Source organism: Nostoc sp. FACHB-280, assembly GCF_014697615.1.
In the GTDB taxonomy this organism is placed as follows: Bacteria; Cyanobacteriota; Cyanobacteriia; order Cyanobacteriales; family Nostocaceae; genus Nostoc_B.
On record NZ_JACJSD010000009.1, the window covers coordinates 71357 to 90443 of the forward strand.

At 37.6% G+C, this 19087-nt stretch carries 19 protein-coding genes; 3 read left to right on the forward strand and 16 right to left on the reverse strand.

The features are described 5' to 3' along the window. Window positions 1–9: 9 nt before the first annotated feature. Window positions 10–1005, forward strand: a complete 996-nt coding sequence (locus H6G75_RS08895) for a DUF459 domain-containing protein (protein ID WP_190979584.1) — start codon at window positions 10–12, stop codon at window positions 1003–1005. A gap of 168 nt (window positions 1006–1173) precedes the next feature. Next, entirely contained in the window at window positions 1174–2097 is a 924-nt protein-coding gene (locus tag H6G75_RS08900) for an alpha/beta hydrolase (RefSeq protein ID WP_199337771.1), read from the forward strand. Between the two features lie 152 nt (window positions 2098–2249). Here H6G75_RS08900 and H6G75_RS08905 read toward each other — a convergent pair whose 3' ends face one another. Then, a complete protein-coding gene (locus H6G75_RS08905; protein WP_190979585.1) occupies window positions 2250–4163 on the reverse strand; it encodes a heavy metal translocating P-type ATPase in 1914 nt (637 codons plus the stop codon). A gap of 227 nt (window positions 4164–4390) precedes the next feature. Here H6G75_RS08905 and H6G75_RS08910 point away from each other — a divergent pair, with 227 nt between their 5' ends. After that, window positions 4391–5140 (forward strand): glucose 1-dehydrogenase, encoded by a 750-nt coding sequence (locus H6G75_RS08910; protein WP_190979586.1) that lies wholly within the window; start codon window positions 4391–4393, stop codon window positions 5138–5140. Between the two features lie 627 nt (window positions 5141–5767). Here H6G75_RS08910 and cas6 read toward each other — a convergent pair. The 15 genes from cas6 to cas10 form a co-directional block, all read right to left on the reverse strand. Further along, window positions 5768–6913, reverse strand: a complete 1146-nt coding sequence (cas6, locus tag H6G75_RS08915; RefSeq protein ID WP_190979587.1) for a CRISPR-associated endoribonuclease Cas6 — start codon at window positions 6911–6913, stop codon at window positions 5768–5770. 81 nt (window positions 6914–6994) lie between these two features. Then, the gene (locus H6G75_RS08920; protein WP_190979588.1) at window positions 6995–7165 is read right to left on the reverse strand and encodes a hypothetical protein; all 171 of its coding nucleotides are present in this window, start codon (window positions 7163–7165) and stop codon (window positions 6995–6997) included. 225 nt (window positions 7166–7390) lie between these two features. Further along, window positions 7391–7702: a type II toxin-antitoxin system Phd/YefM family antitoxin gene (locus H6G75_RS08925; RefSeq protein ID WP_190979589.1), complete on the reverse strand. Its 312-nt coding sequence runs from the start codon at window positions 7700–7702 to the stop codon at window positions 7391–7393. 167 nt (window positions 7703–7869) lie between these two features. Next, window positions 7870–8316 (reverse strand): Txe/YoeB family addiction module toxin, encoded by a 447-nt coding sequence (locus tag H6G75_RS08930; RefSeq protein WP_242051485.1) that lies wholly within the window; start codon window positions 8314–8316, stop codon window positions 7870–7872. Window positions 8317–8432: 116 nt separating this feature from the next. After that, entirely contained in the window at window positions 8433–9056 is a 624-nt protein-coding gene (locus H6G75_RS08935) for a hypothetical protein (RefSeq protein ID WP_190979590.1), read from the reverse strand. A 2-nt stretch (window positions 9057–9058) separates the two neighbouring features. Then, window positions 9059–10114: an RAMP superfamily CRISPR-associated protein gene (locus H6G75_RS08940; RefSeq protein ID WP_190979591.1), complete on the reverse strand. Its 1056-nt coding sequence runs from the start codon at window positions 10112–10114 to the stop codon at window positions 9059–9061. A gap of 2 nt (window positions 10115–10116) precedes the next feature. Next, on the reverse strand, window positions 10117–10557 hold the full coding sequence (locus H6G75_RS08945) for a hypothetical protein (RefSeq protein WP_190979592.1): 441 nt from the start codon (window positions 10555–10557) through the stop codon (window positions 10117–10119). Next, window positions 10554–11504 carry an RAMP superfamily CRISPR-associated protein gene (locus H6G75_RS08950; protein WP_190979593.1) on the reverse strand — a complete coding sequence of 317 codons (951 nt, stop codon included), beginning with the start codon at window positions 11502–11504 and terminating at the stop codon, window positions 10554–10556. Before H6G75_RS08950 ends, H6G75_RS08945 begins: the two co-directional genes overlap by 4 nt. A 25-nt stretch (window positions 11505–11529) precedes the next feature. Next, complete coding sequence (locus H6G75_RS08955) at window positions 11530–12150, reverse strand: hypothetical protein (RefSeq protein WP_190979594.1); 621 nt, start codon at window positions 12148–12150, stop codon at window positions 11530–11532. A gap of 10 nt (window positions 12151–12160) precedes the next feature. Further along, the gene (gene csx7, locus H6G75_RS08960) at window positions 12161–13039 is read right to left on the reverse strand and encodes a CRISPR-associated RAMP protein Csx7 (protein ID WP_190979595.1); all 879 of its coding nucleotides are present in this window, start codon (window positions 13037–13039) and stop codon (window positions 12161–12163) included. Between the two features lie 26 nt (window positions 13040–13065). Then, the gene (locus H6G75_RS08965; RefSeq protein WP_190979596.1) at window positions 13066–14208 is read right to left on the reverse strand and encodes a putative CRISPR-associated protein; all 1143 of its coding nucleotides are present in this window, start codon (window positions 14206–14208) and stop codon (window positions 13066–13068) included. A 32-nt stretch (window positions 14209–14240) separates the two neighbouring features. Beyond that, on the reverse strand, window positions 14241–14747 hold the full coding sequence (locus tag H6G75_RS08970; protein ID WP_190979597.1) for a hypothetical protein: 507 nt from the start codon (window positions 14745–14747) through the stop codon (window positions 14241–14243). 2 nt (window positions 14748–14749) lie between these two features. Beyond that, the gene (gene csx10, locus H6G75_RS08975) at window positions 14750–16000 is read right to left on the reverse strand and encodes a CRISPR-associated RAMP protein Csx10 (protein WP_190979598.1); all 1251 of its coding nucleotides are present in this window, start codon (window positions 15998–16000) and stop codon (window positions 14750–14752) included. Beyond that, window positions 15987–16715, reverse strand: a complete 729-nt coding sequence (locus H6G75_RS08980; protein WP_190979599.1) for an RAMP superfamily CRISPR-associated protein — start codon at window positions 16713–16715, stop codon at window positions 15987–15989. The genes csx10 and H6G75_RS08980 overlap by 14 nt, the downstream gene beginning before the upstream one ends. Continuing rightward, window positions 16712–19078, reverse strand: coding sequence for a type III-B CRISPR-associated protein Cas10/Cmr2 (gene cas10 / locus H6G75_RS08985; RefSeq protein ID WP_242051486.1), 2367 nt, complete (start codon window positions 19076–19078; stop codon window positions 16712–16714). The genes H6G75_RS08980 and cas10 overlap by 4 nt, the downstream gene beginning before the upstream one ends. Window positions 19079–19087 lie beyond the last annotated feature (9 nt).

Sequence of the window (19087 nt, forward strand, 5' to 3'; positions counted from 1 at the left end):
TATAATATTATGAAAGACTTAAAGTTTTTATCTATTTGCGGTTTAGTCACTTACAGTCTGATTATGCTTAATGAACCTATCTTTCTGAAAAGTTTAGGTTCTAGTCCCATCGCACCTACTGAAGTTAAACAAGTAGCCCAACAAGTTGAATTAGAAGGATTTAGTAAAGTTGAATCTGATTTTTGGGATAGTATCAAAGAAATTGATGGAAAATCTCAAGCCACAGCACAAGCTACAGAAGTTCCTATAAAACCTGAACCTCAGATTCAAAAAAAACCTGAAACTACTATTCCAACCCCATCAGTTACTAGTCCACCTATCAAGCAAGCAGAACCAGCAAAACGTTTCTTATTGCTGGGTGATTCGATTATGAGTTTTTTGGGAGTTGCATTTGAGAATGATGTTAAAAAATCCGATTACGGCTTGGAAAGTATTAAAGTTTTTTATAAAATTTCCACAGGCTTAAATCGTATCGATTTTTATGATTGGTACTCCCGCACACGCGAACTGATTCAACAAAATAACCCTGATGTGATGGTAGTGATTTTTGGTGGTAATGATGACCAGAATATTTTAGATGCTAACAAAAAGTTGTATGCAGAGTTAACACCAGAGTGGGAAAAAGCTTATGAGGAACGTGTAGAAAGATATGCAAAATTACTCGATGAATATCCTGTCAAAAAAGTTTACTGGATAGGTCATCCAATATCTAATGTGTCTAGATATAATAAGTTCTTTCCAATTTTTAATCGGATTTATCAGAAGGTATCAGCAGTCCACCCTAAAATTGAATTTGTTGATTATTGGAATACCTTTGCTGTCAACGGTAAATTTTCACCTATAGCTGCTGACAGTACAGGGAGAAAAGCAAGAGTTAGGTATAACGATGGCTTACATCCAACTGAACATGGCGCTAAAATTATGATTGAAATTCTCAAAAAGAGAATGATAGATGAAGGTGTCTTAAAACCAAAACCAAAACCTGCAACTCCGCCGAAAAAATAATTGATATGAATAAGAGACTTCAGGGAAACAAGGGAGATAGAGGTTTTTAAATTATTTAGGAATGCTATAGCTCTTTATAGTCTGCTGAGGTAAAAATTTATCTGCGTCCATCCGCGTCCATCTGCGGTTAATTATTCCTAAAAATATCACCTCAAGTTAATTAGTCTTATGATACTTAAAACCAAATCACATCGTCAGTTTTATCTCATTGCGGCTATTGTTACTCTCGCTATTATAATTTTGAATAGTGGGCAAGTCTTTGCTAATCAGCTTGCACAGGTAAATCAACGCCAAGTTTATAATTTAGAACGCAACATTGTTTATGAAAAAGTAAATGAAACTAAATTAACTCTTGATGTTTATAAAAATAAAAAATCTGGCTTACGTCCTACATTAATGGTAATTCATGGCGGAGGTTGGATTAAAGGTGAAAAAGAAGATGAATTATTTTTTAAACCTTATTTTGATTGGGGATTTTCTGTAGTTAACATTGAATATAGATTAGCCAAGGTAGCATTAGCACCAGCCGCAGTGGAAGATACTGTATGTGCTTTAAATTGGGTAGTTAATAACGCCTCAAAATATAACTTTGATACCAAGAAAATTGTCTTAACTGGCTTTTCCGCAGGTGGACATTTATCATTAACTACGGGAATGATGCCTGATGTGACAAAATTTAATCAAAACTGCCCCGAAAGCAAACCAACCAAAGTTGCTGCTATAGTTAATTGGTCAGGAATTACTGATGTCAATGATTTGTTAATTGGACGTAATCAAAAATATTTTGCTGTACAATGGTTTGGTAATCGCAATTCTCCGCGAGAAATAGAAATTGCAAAAAGCGTTTCTCCAATTAATTTTGTGCGTCCAAATCTTCCACCAATTCTAACGATACATGGTGAAAAAGATAATTTTGTGCCTTATAGTCATGCAGTGAGACTACATCAAGCATTACGTCAAGCTGGAACTGTTAATCAATTATTTACTGTGAAAGGTGCAGAACATGGAGGTTTTAGTAAAGCGCAAAAAAGACAAATTTATGCAACTATTAAAACGTTTTTGATTAAGCAAGGTGTGATTAGGAATAATTGATACAGCTTTCAAGGGGAGAGAGGTTAGGGGCTAGAGGCTAGTACAACAAGGCAAAAGTAAAAAGTTGAGCAGAACGATAGCGAAACCCAACATAATCAAGACTTTGTTGGGTTTCGTTCCTCAAATTAATCTACGCTTTTTCAAACATCCTCTTAAAATCTCCTTAGCAAGCGCAAACCATTAAGAGTAACCAAGACTGTTGAACCTTCATGGCCAATGACACCGATGGGTAGGTTAATATTCCCCAGAAAGTTAGCCAACATTAACAAAATAATGGATGTCAGTGCAAAGGCGATGTTTTGTTTAATAATAAATTGCGATCGCCTGCCGAGTTCCATTGCTACAACTATTTTTTCGAGTCTGTCTGCAATTAAAACAATATCTGCCGTTTCCAAGGCGACATCGCTACCCGCACTACCCATTGCTATTCCTACAGATGCTTGGGCTAAAGCAGGTGCATCATTAATTCCATCTCCCACCATTGCTACAGTTTCGTACTGTTTCTGCAAGCTGCGGATAAGATTGAGTTTATCTTCTGGTAGGAGTTGGGCGTAAATTTGAGTGATACCTATGGTTTGAGCGACACTTTGGGCTGTACGCTGGTTATCGCCTGTCATCATGACAATTTCTTCTACTCCCAACTGACGCAGATGGCGAATGGTAGCAGCAGCTTCTGGTCTAATCATATCTGCAATCGCGATCGCGCCGATAACTTCCGCATTTTGGGCAACCCAAACTACAGTTCTACCCTCAGATTCCCAACTATGCGCCAAATCTTGTAATTTATTGGGTAGCTGTGTGACATATTGCTGAATAAAAGCAGCATTGCCCAGGGTAATTTTTTGATTGTCAAGCATTCCCAAAATCCCCTGTCCTGGTATTGCTTGCACATCAGTACCCCGTTGCCAATTTAAATCATTCGCTGCTTGGACAATGGCTTTGGCTATGGGGTGTTCGGAAGATGCTTCTAAAGCGGCTGCTACTTTTAACACGTCTGCTTGAGTATATGCCTCAGTGGGCATTACCTGAGATACTTGCACTTGTCCTGTAGTTAAAGTACCAGTTTTATCAAAAGCGATCGCCCGGACTTTACCCATATTCTCTAACTGTGCGCCATTTTTGAATAAAATACCTTGTTTCGCGCCATTGGCAATGCCTGATAATAATGCTGGCATAATTGCTGCCATCAAAGCACAAGGAGAAGCCACCACTAAAAAAGTCAAAGCGCGATAAATCGTCGTTTCCCAATCCCAAGCCCAAATAAACGGCGGTAAAATTGCCAGCAATATGCCAGCCATCACAATTACCTTGGCATATCCCCGTTCAAATTTTTCGATAAACTCTTGGGAAGGTGGCGCAGTTTCTTGGGCTTCGGCGACTAACTTAATCACTCGTTGAATCAAATTACTCGCAGCAGGTTTGTGAACTTGCAACTTCAGCGCCCCATAACCATTAAGTGTCCCCGCAAACACTTCCTCGCCGACTGTTTTTTCTACAGGTAAAGATTCCCCAGTAATCGCTGCTTGATTAATCGTGCTGTAACCAGACAAAATTATCCCATCGGTGGGAATTAACTCTCCGGGTTTGACAATAATTTCATCCCCCACCTTTAATTGACTAATGGGTAGCATCTGTTCATCTCCCTGATGCAAAACCCTGGCTGTATCTGGTGTCAAACTCATCAAACTGCGAATACTCCTTTCGGTGCGCCCCATTGCATAGCCTTCTAACGCGCCACTGATGGCAAAGATAAGAATTAAAATTGCGCCATCAATGATTAAGTGATATTCTCTACGCCATAAACCCAAACCAGCCGCACCAACAGCCGCCACAATCATCAGCAAATCTACATCTAGCTCTTTTTCTTTAATTAATGTAGTGATTCCCTCACGGGCGCTTTCGTAACCACCAATGATATAAGCAGCAGGTAACAACAGCATTGCCCATCCCAACCAACCCAGATGTAAAGCGAACCATCCGAGAAATAACAACAGTCCACAAACCAAGGCTGCTAAGATATCGGCGTGTTCTTTTGTGAATTTGGTGAAATGCTGTGGGTAAACCATGAGAGTGAATTCATTGACAACTGATCTCACGTTAAACCTTGACATTAATGTTAAGGTCAAGCAATTGTTTTTCCACAAGACTTATGCACAAAGAATGGGTGTGAGGGTATAAGGGTGTGGGAGGATGGTGAAGAAATCTTTCCCCCCACACTCCCCACACTCCCCACACCCCTTCACCCTTCCTAAACCCTTGATTTTTAATTCCTATCTACCAGGAGGCATTGTAAATGGCACGCTTGCATAACAAAACTGCTGTGATTACCGGGGGTACATCAGGTATTGGTTTTGAGACGGCAAAACAGTTTGTTGCGGAAGGTGCGCGAGTAATTATTACTGGGCAAGATGAACAACGTTTACACACCGCAGCCCAAGCACTCAATTCTCAGGTAATTCCAGTATTAGCAGATGTGCGATCGCTTTCTCAACTTGATAATTTAGCAGCAAGAGTCAAATCAGAATTTGGCAGTCTTGATATTTTATTCGCTAACGCTGGTATCGGATTTTTTGCCGCTTTAGAAGCAATAGACGAAACTTTGTATGACAATCAATTTGATGTCAACGTTAAAGGTGTGTTTTTCACTGTACAAAAGCTTTCTAGTTTACTAAACCCCGGCGCTAGTGTGATTTTAAATGCTTCATCTGTCAATGAAAAGGGTATGGCGATGGGCAGTATTTATTGTGCAACAAAAGCGGCTGTGCGTTCCTTGGCTCGCAATTTAGCGGCAGAATTAGGATCGCGCCAAATTAGGGTAAATGCTATTAGTCCTGGTTTAATACCTACTGATTTTCAAACCAAAATGGGCTTATCACCAGAAGCACTGGAAAATTTTGGTAATTATATTAAGCAAACCGTACCTTTAGAACGCTTTGGTAAACCAGAAGAAATTGCGGCGGCGGTAGTGTTTTTGGCTAGTGATGAGTCTTCTTACATGACTGCGGCAGATTTAGTTGTTGATGGTGGCTATATGAACGTTTAGTAATAATGTAGCAAAGCTCAAATAGTTGCAGTGCGATCGCGCTACCTGTCATCAGCAAAATTCGAGAAGGCCACTAAAATAAACAACACAGTTATGAGGCGTAAAGCCATCAGCAACTACAACCTAAAGCCACAACTCCCTATCACCTGATGAACTGGATTTAACCCGCGATCGCAAATACACCACATTAATATTTGTGTGTACACAGTAGCTTATACTTCTACCACATACACACAGGTCTTTGAAAATTGCCACGCCAGTAAAATAAATTAATAAATACAACTTGCTGCATTCACAATGTGAAGCGACACATTCACAATTTGACTTGATACATTCACAATGTGAGGCGACGCATTAACAATGTAAAACAACGCATTTAGAATGTGAAAGAACACATTCACATTGGACTTGCTACATTCACAATGTGAGACAACGTTATAACATTGCTGATTAAACAACTAATAATATTTAGCTTAATTAGTTATAATGCCGGAAATCTTTGCAGAAACGTTAAAACCCTCTCCTCTGTTCCCGCTCACCGAGCGTTCGCGCAGCGTCTCCGACAGGAGAAGTCGAGGTGCTACTCTCTCTGCTCCTTTAATCATAAGTCATTGACCGGACACAATATTACTCCCCTTGCTGCTTAATAGCTCTCCGCGCTAACTTGACATAGGTTTTCACCGTTTCCGGGCGCATTTGTAAATCATCTGCGATCGCCTGTAATGATTCTCCCATTTCTCGACGCGCTAAGATAGTTGCCCATGTAGAAGCAATTTTATCAGTGCGATCGCCCCCCTTACGTTTGCGTTGGGCAGTAAATAATTCCGTCAGTTCTTCAATTCGTTCTGCCAACATATTGGTTAACAACTGCGCCGTTGTAGCTGAGTTTTGTTCTACCCACTCCAAGCGTGTTTGTCCTAACCCAAAAGTAGTTTTATGTCCTGTACCGCAGTAAGGCGCAAGCCTCACCAAAGCATAAAATAACTGCGTAAATTCAGTATTTGCTAACCCCGCTTTACTCAAACCCAAAGAAATCGCCCCTGTAAACCCTGTAACAGAACCTTGTTTTCCGGCTGCAACTTTCATCGATTCCAAGCGGTGTTGATGAATAATCACACTTTCATCAACCCATTTCAAAAAAGCCTCTGTTTCTACAGATATCCCAGAAAAATCATTCCATCGCCGCAAGTAGCTATGAAACAGATTTTCGGGTACTGGTAGCGGGAAATGATGACCTTTGCGACGAAAACTGGTGGGTGAAACAAAACTCAGATTAACAACAGATTGATGATTTGAAGATTTGAGCAATTGTGCATAAGTCGTGGGTGGATGAGCAATATTAACCTGTTTAATTGCTAAAGGTGTCCCACTCAACTCCATAGTTGGAGGTAAAAAAGTCAACCACTGCTTGAGAAACAATGCTACCTTTGGCGACAGTGCATTAATTTGCCAATGATAAACTTGATTAGCGACTAACTTCAGTTGCTTCCCACTCGGTAACAATTGACCTTCTAGCGCCGAAATATTGAAAGGTTTTTCCGACTCGCCATCATGGAGATAAGCTGATAACTCAGGATCAACTTGTCGCACCTGATCCAGAAACCAGGCATGAAGCCCAATCGTATAGTGTGAGTAAAGCGAAGCAGAAACAGTTGCTTCCAAATCAAACACCAAACCCACTAATTCAGTCTCATCCGCCCATGTAGGAACTGAAGACGTAGACGCAGACTTGGCTTTTGGCTGACGCTTCGTGGTTGTAGCTGCTCGTGGCATTGCTATAGGATACTTAATTGATGTTCAATATTCTAAGCAATTCCATCCCCAAAAGGGGATAAATCTTATCATCAATTAGCATTAATCGAACTCAGTTAAGGTTATCTCTTCATTGGAGAAATGAGCCACTATTTTTAATTTTCCACCCAAAGCTTTAATACAACGAGAGAGTGTAGATACTTGAATATCCTCCTGGGTTTCTAATTCAGAAATCGCAGACTCAAAAACACTGAGGTCTTTTTCTAAATTCATTCTTTGATTAAGTCCCCTTGCGGGGAAGTGGTGAAAACAGAAGCAACTGTTCAATCACCATACTAGAGCTGTGTTTCAATCCCCTTTCGGGGTAATTTGATAAATAATTTTTTTATTAGAAACACTAATTTCTCTAGTTAGTTGATACATTAGTGGAATGTTGGGCAAAAGTCAAGCCAGTAGTAATCTAATCAGGAATAATGATATTTCTCTGAATTTATATCCTCATTCATCTATTTCATCTTCATCGTTCGCATCAATTCCTAGTTCCTCAAACAATTCATTAATTGTTTGAGGCTTAATTACTTTTGCTTTAGCTTGCTCTAGTGCATCATATAAACGACTAGCATTAGCACGGGAACTAAGTAAATGTATAGTTTCTTTCATGCTACTTAATTCATCAGCTGCAATGAGAGCAACATTTTCACCGTCTTCTCTCTCGATGAGAACGATCTCTCTACTCTGAATAACATTATGGCAAAGTTCATCAAGTTGAGCTTGAGCTTCTTTGTAGGTGTAAACGATTTGGGTTGACATGGTTCAAATTTCCTAATGATGTAATGCTCTCTTCTACAGTAATCATAATCAAAAGACACTGTAGAACCACTAATCTTTTGAGAGCATCTCCCAGAGCAAAACTTTCATTCACTCTAGGAGAACAAAATATACACAAGGTTGTACAGCTACACCATTAGCTTCTACCTTTATTTATCATCGTAATGAAATCGAGCCTGAAGAAAATCAATCTGTTCAGCACCCACAAGATATACCAGACGGTGCTTCTTATCTATTTCGCGTGACCAAACGTTCGAGCCTTGATATTTAAGAGGTTTTGGATTTCCCTTACCTTTAAATGGATCAAGTATGATAGCCTTTATTAGCTGACGGATACGATTCAATTTTTTGGGTGATACTTTTTCCCAATATTGGAGGTCTTCCTTAAACTGCGGATGGAAAACCGATGCGCGTAAATTATTTTCTAATTGGTCATTGTAGGGAGTAGAATGTTGACCATCTAAGGAGTATATCTTCATGATTACCTCTCTGGTTTTCAAATACGCTCTGGCTGGTGCTTGAATAGTTGATTCAGTCGCTCTATCTGAGGCTTGAAGAGTTGATTCTGGTAAAAGCAAATGTTTCTGCCTATACATAAACTAAAATTCTCCTGACAAAGTATTAAAACTGACATACCAACAGGATTTTCTGGGTATAAATCCTATGTTAGACCCATCACACTGAAAATAACCATAAAGAAATAGATAATTTTTCAGTCAATACATTTGATTTTTTTGATACTTCCATCTTCTTTAAGGTCTAAAATCTCGACCTTAACTTTTTGTCCTTCACTGAGTAATAATGCTCTTTTAGGCTCTTTTTCAGTCAGCTTTTGAGTAGTTTCTAGAATTTCGTAAGTTACCTTATTACCTTTAATGGCAGTAACTAGAGCTTCTATGATTTGACCAACCACAAAATTTTGATTACTAATAGCCTGTAAAATTTCCGCCTGACGCGCTGACTCTGGAGGTGGTGCGGTGGGTGTAGCAATTTCACCAATGGGAACGCCAGCATCTTTGTAATAACGCATGAGGCGAGATACCCAGCCTAAAATTTGCAGGATGGTGTGAGCATCATTAATACTTTTGAGATAATCACTACAGGCTTTATCGATACTAATGTAATAGTCTGTTGTTTTTTTACTGTGTCCTATTTGCCTACCATTGCTTACCAAGGTTTTGAGATATTTGAAAAACCTGGAAGTTGCATCTGGTTGATGAATGTAACCACGCAGATAAGCAACGGCTTTTCCTACCTCATTGACATCAGTATTATCTTTTACTAGAGTAAGAGCGATCGCATGAGCAATTTCCCACTGTGCATCTGATATAGTCATGATTAATACATCCCTGATGGTGGTTCGCGGTCGGTGGGGTAGCGTAGCACGTTTGTTAATTCTTCGAGTTGTTGTTTTTGAACTAAACGCGAGTGAGCAGCTTGTATATGTTTCTGTTTAAATTGTGCTAATTTCTCGCCCGTGAGTTCATCGGCTTCGCTAATTTCATAGGATGAATAACGCTGTTTTAAACTTTGTGGCTGTTTGATTTTATCGATAGTTACTGTCATTGTTCCCATCCCAATAGGCTTACCACCACCGACTTTTAAAGCTAAGGGATATTTAGAATCTTGTCCTAATACAATTAATAAAGTTCCTAGTTCTTCTGGGAGTAAATTCTTGAAATGTAATTGCGTTTTAAAAGTATATTCTCTCCCCGCTTGTTGGACGGGAATACCAGAATTTTGTCCTTTATCAATGGCTTTGATGGTATGGTAATAAAACTTACGTCCTGCGGCTTTACCTCTAATAAAGTATGCCCTACTTTGGTCTGGTCGGGGACGATATAAGGATGGCATAAATCCAGTAGTAAAGCCGATGCTTTCACACTTGGCATCATTAAAATCTAACAGACCTTGCCAATTTAACGCACCAAATACACGACTAGCGGGACACAGGTTTTCTTTATCATTACAAGGTAAACGTTCATTAGGATATTTATTATCCCTTTTGTATTTAGAAGTAACAACTGCTAATGTACTATTAGTAACCGCTTCATATACAGACCGAATGCAGCCTTTGAGAGAACTACCTTGAATTGATAGTTTTTGGTCAACACCCTGCACCATTGTTTTAATTAGGGGGATGCGGTTATTCCCGATGTCGCTACCCATTGCAACTATCCCTGTTGATATGTGCAGAGATGTTTGTACTTTCAGGGTAAGGTAGAGTGTACCATGTAGGCGATCGCTCAAATATTTATGATGTCCCACCGGACGCTGTAAATTAGGCCGTTCTGACGGGAAAGATACGAATTCATAAGGCTTTGGTGCTAGTTCTGGGTTAGATGAACCTGCTGAATTAGGTTTTCTTGGGGGTTGGTAAGGAGTTCTACTCATGTTTATTTGTTAGTGGTAAGTGCAACAAAATGTACAGTTGCGGTTTTTTTATCAATGAAATATCGCTGTTTTACATCTACATTTTGAGTTTTGAAGCCTTTAGGAAATCTGGTTTCTGTGGCAGGATATATATAAGCATTGTGTTCTTGTACTAACCAATCTTCACCCAATAACTCAAAATCTGGATGATTGCCATTAATGCTTAATAGCAGCACTTCATAATTATTTTGCGGCTTATACTTCCAACGTAATTCAAAATCGTGACTAAACATTTGTCCCTCAAGCATAGGGAACTCTGTTTTTTTTGGCTGTTCCTTTCTTATGCCGCTAACTGCATGAGTCCAACGTAAGAAGTAATAACTAGATTTAGTAGGAAATTTATTAATTAATTCTAGCAACTTAGTGACTGATACAGCTTCTTTAAAACCTACAAAATTACTCATTTAGCACCCGCTAGTAACTGACTCCAAGACCTAACACATCTTTCAAATAAATCGTTAACTGTTCCTTCTTGCCAAACAAGTTGGACACCAAAACCTAAATCCATTGCTTGCGCGGCGACTGGTGTATCTTGATAGTCTGGTTTAGCAAAACCATATAATTTTGCGTCTTCAATCTGTAAAAATTCCCCTACACCTAAAAGAAAAGTCTTACTCCATTTCTGCTCACTACCCAAAGCGTGAATTTCTTGTTCATCTTCTGATAAAATACAACCAGGATACTGTAAAACAGCTTGATTTAATTTCACTTTCACAGTACCCAATCCGCGAGATTTGGCAAAGCCTAAACCAAACCAACCATCATTTAAATCTCGCAAGACTAAGCCAATTAAACCTAGTTGCGCTAAGGTAAAATTTTTGATGTGAATTTTAGTTTTAAATTCCCCAGCCGTACACACTTGATAATTAAACGGCCCCACTGCAACAGAACCAAAGACTCTATCAATTGCTACACCATTACGTTCCTCAATTCTCAGAGGCTGTGAACTATCTGGGTGAGCATCTTCAATTCTGACACGACTAGCGATCACAGTATTACCAAACATTTGATCTGTAAAACAAGAAAGTTTATAAATATCGCTGGTTGAAGTCACATTATTGAGATAGTCATATTTATCATTTAATGGGTCATTTGCCCAAGGTAAACTAGAACTAGTATCGCGTCTATCTCTCCCTACAGTCCTCACTATGCGTTCTGCATGAGCGCGAATTGCTCCTTTTAAACTGCTTCCTGGTAAATAAATTGAACGTCCCCCAGCGTGATAGGTTTCGACAAATTCCATATCAGGTTTTGTGGGGTCTGCTCCTTCTTTTCCTGACTTAATTAAAATCGGCCCATCAGGTATGATGGTTAAATCGATTGTGCAGTGATTAACAAATCTTTTGTGCATGACTGGATTTATTTGATAATAAAGATTAAGCAGCTACTAAATTATTTAGCTGTACTTCACACTGTTGGAATATGAAATTAACAGCAGCAAATAATTTATCTAGTTCGTATATAGTGTAAGGCGTGATATTTCTAGTAAATTTTTCTCCTTCTAATTTACCAAACTGCCATGTTGCACCATTAGAAACAATGCCATAAATTACTACTTGATATTCTCCATTTAATCGTTGAGCCGCAATCATTTCTGCTAGACATTGCGCCCAACCTGTCTCAAAGTTGTCTTGTTTAGCTTCAACTAAGATAAAATATGGTTTATCAAAGACAACTTTACCTAATGGAGAACGTTTAGCTAAAATATATTCAGGAAATCCTGATAGTTTCTCATTATAATTTAATGATTGATGACTCCAGAGAATAAAATGATGGCGGTAGGTTTTCCAGACTTCTTTGATAACCGGATAAATTAGATTTTCGCAAATAGCAAACTCTGAGTTATCGACAACCGCATCCCGCATCATCAGTTCTAAATCTTCGCGGAAATAGTCAGAAATAGTAAAAGCCAGTTCACTAATAAAATTTGCTTCGGTGTAAGTGACTTGAAATGCTTTGAGAACTTCACCAATGGTTTTGAAATTACTAAAAGCCATATTTACCTCTTCAAGAATTTTGGGTTACTTCGGTAGTGAGAGTATTAGCTTTATTTTCTCTTAAATGATTGATTAGTGATTGCGTCCAAGCTTGCTTTTTCGACTCGTTTACATCTTGATAGCTTGGTAGTTTATCACCTAGATTACTATTTACTAATTCTTGTAAGTAAGTTAATAATTTTTCTGGGTCATTTTCAACATCAAGCCAATACATTTTCTCAATATCTAGTTTAACGACACCCAAGCCACGCGATCGCCCTCCACCTAGTGGTATTTGTTCCGTCTCAAACTGGTGTAACCCAATCATCAACAGTCCTAGTTCATATTCCTCGGCGTTTTCTACCACCGCTTTAAATTGAAACTGCGTCCCTGCTGGAACTACTTGAAAGTCGTAGAGTTTCCCGTCTGCGGCGGTTTCGGTATCTCTGTCGATAGCTACACCGTCTCTCTCTTGATATTGTCCAAACCAAGTATCAGGGACTACTGTTAAATCTCTGACTTGGAATTTGCTTGCTATCCAAGGTGAACCAAAGAGGAGAGAAGTTATATCTGTTTGCTTGATGAGTTCCTTAGTCAAAGTCTCATCATCTTCGCAACTATCTTTTAACTGCTTTATTTCCTGAGAAGTAATTGACCATTCTTCCTCAATGGCGGGGTTGGCTACTAATTTGCGATTATTACCTACAATACCTCGGAGGAAGCTTTCTAGGCGCGATCGCATTGCGCCTTTAAAGCTAGATCCTGGGATTAATGGATTACCCAAACTATCTTTAATTACAGGTAAATCTGAGCCTATCGGTTCACTCGAACGACCTGCGCTGATACGTAATGCTGTTTTTGTTTTCAGTACGCCTATAATTTCTAGGCGATTTTTGAAGGTGTCAAACATAGCTTATTACTTGAGTATTTGTATTTTTAGGGATTTTTATTTACTTCGGGTTCTTTTCCGTAGCGGCGAAGTTTTAGTATTTCATTAATCGAAATACAACTTATTCGTAAGCCTTGAGTAACTCGAAAATGTGCAACATCATCATTCCTATTCGTATATTTATCATATCTAAAACCTGGATGTTCTTTTAATACACTAGTATTACCATTTGATTGGTTGAGTAAATTTGATACTTTCGCAAGGTCTTCTTGGAGTTGTAATTTTTCTTTTTTATCTCTTATTCGGTTATAATCACTCCTAAAGCTATCTTCATAATAAAGTTTTGGAAAAATTAATAAATCTTCTGAGAGCAAATTTATTTTGCACTGATTCCAAATTAATAGTCCCCAATTAGAAATAGTTACTTTTCCATCAATTTCAGTGAATAATGATTCTTCAATATTTTCATCCTCAATTTGTTTAGGGAAAAAACTAGCTCCAGCATTTAATAATGCTAAGGTAACTTTATGCTTTTTAACTCGCTCATAATCTAGAGTAATAGGTAAACGTGGAATAGTAATTAACTTAGATGATTCACCTTCAAACACATATATAATTTTATCGGCATAGAACATACCAATAGTATTCATATATCCTTGAATTGCCTTAAACCCGCCAACTAAATTAAAGTAGATAAAATAACCATCTTTCTGAGACTCTTCATATCTTTTAGAAAGCCAATCAATTAGGTCGTCTATTCCTTGTTTAAAGTTTGCTGTATCTTCTGTAGAAAGCTGATCAGGGGTATATATTTCAATAAAATTGACTTGCTTGTGTAAAAAATCTTTAATTATTTTTGCTGTTGTTTGTCCTTGATATGTTTCAGTTGTAATCAACCAGTGAGTATCTAACTTAGCATTATCAACGTTATCTTTATATAAGCTATAGATACCATTTAGTTCAGCACTAGCTTCTTTAATTTCTAAAATATTGCCGCTATTTAACTTTTCTTCAGCTCTGTTTTTTAGGTCTAGAAGAATATTAATCACTTCCGGCTCATGTTGTTTAATTCTCTCCTCTGTCCAGTTGGCAGTTTTATCAAGTAGTCCCTTCCAACTTTTTGGATCTTTCGGGCGAATTTGGTTAGAGAGTAAACTTGTGCCAACAGTTGATACAACAAAGCGGTACATCTTTAAACACTCCTAAAAATTTGATAAATGTTTTATTTTTGTAAATTCATTTCACCGACTGAGGCTGTATGTTCTCTAGCTAAATATCCTAAAAACAGTTGCACAAGTTTAATATGAACATTTTTGCGTAGTTGAGTTTGATTATCAATGTCATTTAAATGTGCTTCCAAACCATGACCTTTAGGAAGATTTCTCCTCAATTCTGTTAAGATAGATTGTGCATTTTTTTCTAGGTCATCTAGTGCATTTACTAGAGATTTAGCAAATATATCTTTACCATGTGGTGTTGTCCAAATGGGGCTTGAACCACTCCTTCCTACTTGGTAACGAATGTAATTTTTAATAATTTCAATTGAAGAACTCGAATCAACAGCAACAGCCAGGACATTTCTGAAAGGAGATTTTTTATCTTTATTTGCTATGGCGAATTTATCTGATAAATCTTTAATTTTCTCGATAACTTCATCCATTTGGTTACTGATACATTTATCAACTCTTAAAGCCAGTTGTTCTTTTAATAAATTATCTAGTTCCGCCATGACTAAACAGCCTCCTCTCTGAAGATCAAATGAAATTCATTGCAAATTTGGACTTGTCCGAAGCCTTCGCAGGTGCGATCGCCTATTCCGTAAACCTCTAAATCTTCCCAAGCTTGTAGCCAGAGATTCTTATTTTCTGTACTGAATAAATAGACGCTTCCTTTATTTGTCACTAACTCTACATCTTTCATTAAACCCAAGGCAGAATTCCACCCTGAACGATAATCATAGCTACTGTAAGCAGCGTGAATATGTAAAGATAAATCACTTACACCAGTATACTGCTGTAGCATTTCTGGAGAAATTACCGTTGTACGCTGCCATTTTTCAGTTAATATTGCATCTGCTTGTAAATCTAGAGTGAAATAAGTACGATTTTCTGGCAATATCTCTAAAGGATTACCAAATATTTTGCCCCATTCACTCCAGCGTTGACCTAATTTTTGATTAAAATTATCTATTCGTTGAATTACTGTTGATTTAATATCAGTAGGTGCTTTTGCTGTAATTTTTACCTTACCTAAGCCTCGTGAACCTGCACCACCTAAACGTAAATCATCCTGATGATTTTGAATAAAATGTTGTAAAGGTACAGCTAAATCATCATTTACTAAAACTAGACCTGTATATGTGACAGGTCTTTGTTTATTTTCTTGAGATTCATTTAAAACCGCAATACTATATAGTACCCTTTCTTCAGAAGTTGCACGGCGGCGATTAATACCTACTCTAGTTAATAGACGATCATTTGCAGAAGGGGTGTAGTAATCATCATCATGTTCACTATAAAAACCGCTAAAATTATCAACTCTTCTTCCATAAGTTGAATGTTCTGTCGGGCAATTTGGATCATATATTTGAGCATACTTTTCAGCACAAAAACGGTCTATTAAAGTATCAAAAACACCATTCTTTTCGGAGTCACCTGTCTTAAATCCAGATTTACTCTTAGAACTCAGTACAGTAGCAGGTAATACTTGTACATTAGGTTTAAAAACACAATCACCATAAATAGTGATAATTCCTGGGTAGGCATTTTGAAAAATTGCTGGCTTATCTCCTAGAAATAATTGATGAAAATCATCATCATCACTAATTGATTGATTAGTTCGCTTGAGTATTTGACTAGCAACTGCACCGCGAATCACAGAACCAGGAATATATTGTTCAACTTCACTCACATTTCCACCTGGTTTTTGTCTACCAATTGCTAAAGGAGACAGTGCTTTAATTTCTAGATTAATTTTCTTCATTGTTTTCAAATCCTTTAGCCAGAAAATCCCACGCAGCTTGTTCTACAGGTAAAGTAGGTAATTCCCAATGTAGCCAACCTAAACCTGCTGATTTACTACCACCTAAAGCATTAATATGGCGCAATCCAGCTAAAATTAATGGTGCTGCATAACTAGGCGCATTCGATAAATAAATATTACCTGTAAACTTCAGTTGAATATTTACTGGTGATGTTTCTAAAAAATAAAGTTTGTCTTCTTCAGCAGTCCGGCAACGGCGGTTGATAGTTACACCAGGACGTATAACTTCTGGTAAATTATCTGGTTCTTCTTCACAAATTAGGTCATCTAAAATGATGCGGGAAGGTAAAACAGGATTGCCAAAAATTTGACAAATTAAACAATGATGATGTTTATCTTCTTCTGATTCTGATATTTTATATTCTGTCCTAGCAAAATTCTCTGTTAAACCTGCTCTTTGGGGACACATAGTTTGAGGATTGGGAGAATAGCAAATAGGCCACTTTAAACCCCTAGCAATTTTTTCGCACTCATGGCGCAAACGCCCTTTAAGTTGAGAACCTGGAATTAGTAAATTATCTTCAGCGTTACGAACAATTGGTTTATCTGCTAGAGAACCAGAAGAACCACCAGCACCAATACATAAAGCCGTATCAATGACTGCTGTAATGGGGTAAGTTTGCAATGAGTTGGATAATTCTTGTAGTTTAATCATGACTCAAACCCCACCGATGCAACTTCTGATGTTTCATTTTCTGGTACTTCTACAAAATCGTAGACATCTACCATATCTCGCCAAATCGTTTCATAAAATGGATCTTCAGGATGTTTCGGATCAAGTCTGCCGTTATCATACATCCAAGGAGCTAAATTACCGTTATTTTCTTTATCTTTAGGTAGACACCAAGCCTCTTCAAAATCTCTGAGTAATGCTTCTTTACCTTGTTTTAGTCTTACTCGAAAATAGCGATAGTTAAGAATAGCTGTGTGTTTACCCCGTTCTAATAAACTGCGAATTTGATAAAGTTGTGATTTGGGAAATTTAGCCTTTTTCAAGGCTGAAATAGAGGTGATTAATCCTCCTAATTCATGTAAAGTGTATGGTGCGGCGTAGAATTTTAATTTTGGGGGGATATTTTTAGTTAATGCTTGTTCACGAAAATCTTTAACATTGGATGAAATCATTGTAACTGATTTGAGAGTTAAAAAATCAACTGTTCCCCCACAATATCCAGCTTTTTGTAATTTTTTAGTGCGTTCTTTAGCCGATTTCAATAATTGCTCTACTAAATTTCTGGCGTAATATATGTGTGTGTTTACAGCCGTAATTAATACACCAATTGATGTACTTAGTTCACAGTCAGAACGTTTTGCTGTTAATGGTTTATAACGTTGATATTTTTGCGGTTCAAATGGTTTGGTGTGATTTAGGCGATAATCACCAGTTATTTTTTTAGTTTCTCCATTGTCTGACTGATTTTCATTAATTTGAATCTCTTGCAATAGGATTTTTTCAAATCTCTCGCCTATCATCTGAGATATTTCTAAAGCTTTATTTGCAGGAACAATCAATAAAATATCATCACCACCAATGGTAAGTATTTCAAAAGGATGAATAAATTCACCATTCTTTAAATTTGATTCGTCATCATTTAAGTTACGTAGTTTATGAGGATGTAAGTTTTCAGCTAATGCTTGGTAAACTGCATATTCGGTTGCTAAAGCCACATCTTGACTAAATTCTTGATATTTTTTTGGTGTCAGAATTTGTTGGATATAACCACCCATATTATTACCATCGGCGTAAATATAGGCGATATAACCACTACTGGCGTTAGATACTTGGGTTAAGGTTTCAGCAATTTCTATTCGTTTATTTATGGTATTATCGTAGTATTTGGCTTTTAAACTTGGATTTTGATCTAAAAATAATTTAAATCTATTTACCCAGCTTTCAATAACTCCTCTTTGCCAAGTTAGCCCAGACTCATCATACCAACGAGGATTATGGCTTAAACTATCTTTTGCTCTGTCGCCTACTAAATACTTACGTACTGATGCTTCTGAAAAATTGGTTTCCCTTGGTAGTTGATCTACTCGCATGATAGCAGAACGGCGATCGCTACCATCACGCATTAGGTAAGGATGGGTTTCAAACATCGGTGGATAGCGGCGACTAGGACGATTAGCTGTATCATTCCCACTACGACGCTGATTAAACAAAATATTTAATTTCGTAGTTAATTCGTTAAAACTCTTACGTCTTTTAAATGCTTCTATTCTCTCTGATTCATTACTAGGATAACCAAAATAAGCTTGAACTAATGGCTGATTAAATTCTCGATGATACCAATCTAACCATAATGTACTTTCAATTGGATCGTGTAACAAACCAAACCGCAGTTCCAACAATCTAAATTTATCACCTACTGCGCAAGAATTAGCTGTTAACGTTTCTTCGGTGTAGCGTTTTTCAATCGCATTAGCTAACTCATCGACATAAGCAGCAGGACAAAAAGCTAGGATATTACCACCTGTAGAATAGATAATTAACTCTGGAATTAGCGCATCAGATAATTTATGTTCTCCAGGAAAATTTTTATTCAGCCAATTTTGTATTTCATTATACTGAGCAGTATACAAATTAGGTTGATTTTTATCAGGATTATATTTCTGACCAAAAAAAGCAGGTAAATCAATGATGTTGATTCTATCTAATAAACCAGATGCACCACGAATTTCTTGAATTTTGGCTGACTCAAACACATATTGTTTAATCTTAGTCGCACCACCATAAACTAAACCGATTGGAGTATTCTGATTCCACAAATCAGTGTATTTGGTTTGTAACTCCTCAAGAGTTTGTGGAAAGTAATTTTTATCAATTCCTTGTAGTTCCTGCGCTTGCTTCACTAAAGCCTGAACTTCTTCCGGGACTTCTATTCCTTGATTCAAGGCTCCACGCATTTGGCGCAACACTTCTAAGCTATGTTTAGGTTCACGCTCATCACCCCAAGCCAAACACCAAGCGATCGCAGTTGTAATAGAATTATGATTCTGCATCTCTAGTTTTTCCATCTGTACGTA

Excerpts from the sequence above, each read along its gene's own strand:
- H6G75_RS08895 (WP_190979584.1), top strand. The coding sequence starts at position 10 with ATGAAAGACTTAAAGTTTTTATCTATTTGCGGTTTAGTCACTTACAGT.
- H6G75_RS08900 (WP_199337771.1), top strand. The coding sequence starts at position 1,174 with ATGATACTTAAAACCAAATCACATCGTCAGTTTTATCTCATTGCGGCT.
- H6G75_RS08905 (WP_190979585.1), bottom strand. The coding sequence starts at position 4,163 with ATGGTTTACCCACAGCATTTCACCAAATTCACAAAAGAACACGCCGAT.
- H6G75_RS08910 (WP_190979586.1), top strand. The coding sequence starts at position 4,391 with ATGGCACGCTTGCATAACAAAACTGCTGTGATTACCGGGGGTACATCA.
- cas6 (WP_190979587.1), bottom strand. The coding sequence starts at position 6,913 with ATGCCACGAGCAGCTACAACCACGAAGCGTCAGCCAAAAGCCAAGTCT.
- H6G75_RS08920 (WP_190979588.1), bottom strand. The coding sequence starts at position 7,165 with ATGAATTTAGAAAAAGACCTCAGTGTTTTTGAGTCTGCGATTTCTGAA.
- H6G75_RS08925 (WP_190979589.1), bottom strand. The coding sequence starts at position 7,702 with ATGTCAACCCAAATCGTTTACACCTACAAAGAAGCTCAAGCTCAACTT.
- H6G75_RS08930 (WP_242051485.1), bottom strand. The coding sequence starts at position 8,316 with ATGTATAGGCAGAAACATTTGCTTTTACCAGAATCAACTCTTCAAGCC.
- H6G75_RS08935 (WP_190979590.1), bottom strand. The coding sequence starts at position 9,056 with ATGACTATATCAGATGCACAGTGGGAAATTGCTCATGCGATCGCTCTT.
- H6G75_RS08940 (WP_190979591.1), bottom strand. The coding sequence starts at position 10,114 with ATGAGTAGAACTCCTTACCAACCCCCAAGAAAACCTAATTCAGCAGGT.
- H6G75_RS08945 (WP_190979592.1), bottom strand. The coding sequence starts at position 10,557 with ATGAGTAATTTTGTAGGTTTTAAAGAAGCTGTATCAGTCACTAAGTTG.
- H6G75_RS08950 (WP_190979593.1), bottom strand. The coding sequence starts at position 11,504 with ATGCACAAAAGATTTGTTAATCACTGCACAATCGATTTAACCATCATA.
- H6G75_RS08955 (WP_190979594.1), bottom strand. The coding sequence starts at position 12,150 with ATGGCTTTTAGTAATTTCAAAACCATTGGTGAAGTTCTCAAAGCATTT.
- csx7 (WP_190979595.1), bottom strand. The coding sequence starts at position 13,039 with ATGTTTGACACCTTCAAAAATCGCCTAGAAATTATAGGCGTACTGAAA.
- H6G75_RS08965 (WP_190979596.1), bottom strand. The coding sequence starts at position 14,208 with ATGTACCGCTTTGTTGTATCAACTGTTGGCACAAGTTTACTCTCTAAC.
- H6G75_RS08970 (WP_190979597.1), bottom strand. The coding sequence starts at position 14,747 with ATGGCGGAACTAGATAATTTATTAAAAGAACAACTGGCTTTAAGAGTT.
- csx10 (WP_190979598.1), bottom strand. The coding sequence starts at position 16,000 with ATGAAGAAAATTAATCTAGAAATTAAAGCACTGTCTCCTTTAGCAATT.
- H6G75_RS08980 (WP_190979599.1), bottom strand. The coding sequence starts at position 16,715 with ATGATTAAACTACAAGAATTATCCAACTCATTGCAAACTTACCCCATT.
- cas10 (WP_242051486.1), bottom strand. The coding sequence starts at position 19,078 with ATGGAAAAACTAGAGATGCAGAATCATAATTCTATTACAACTGCGATC.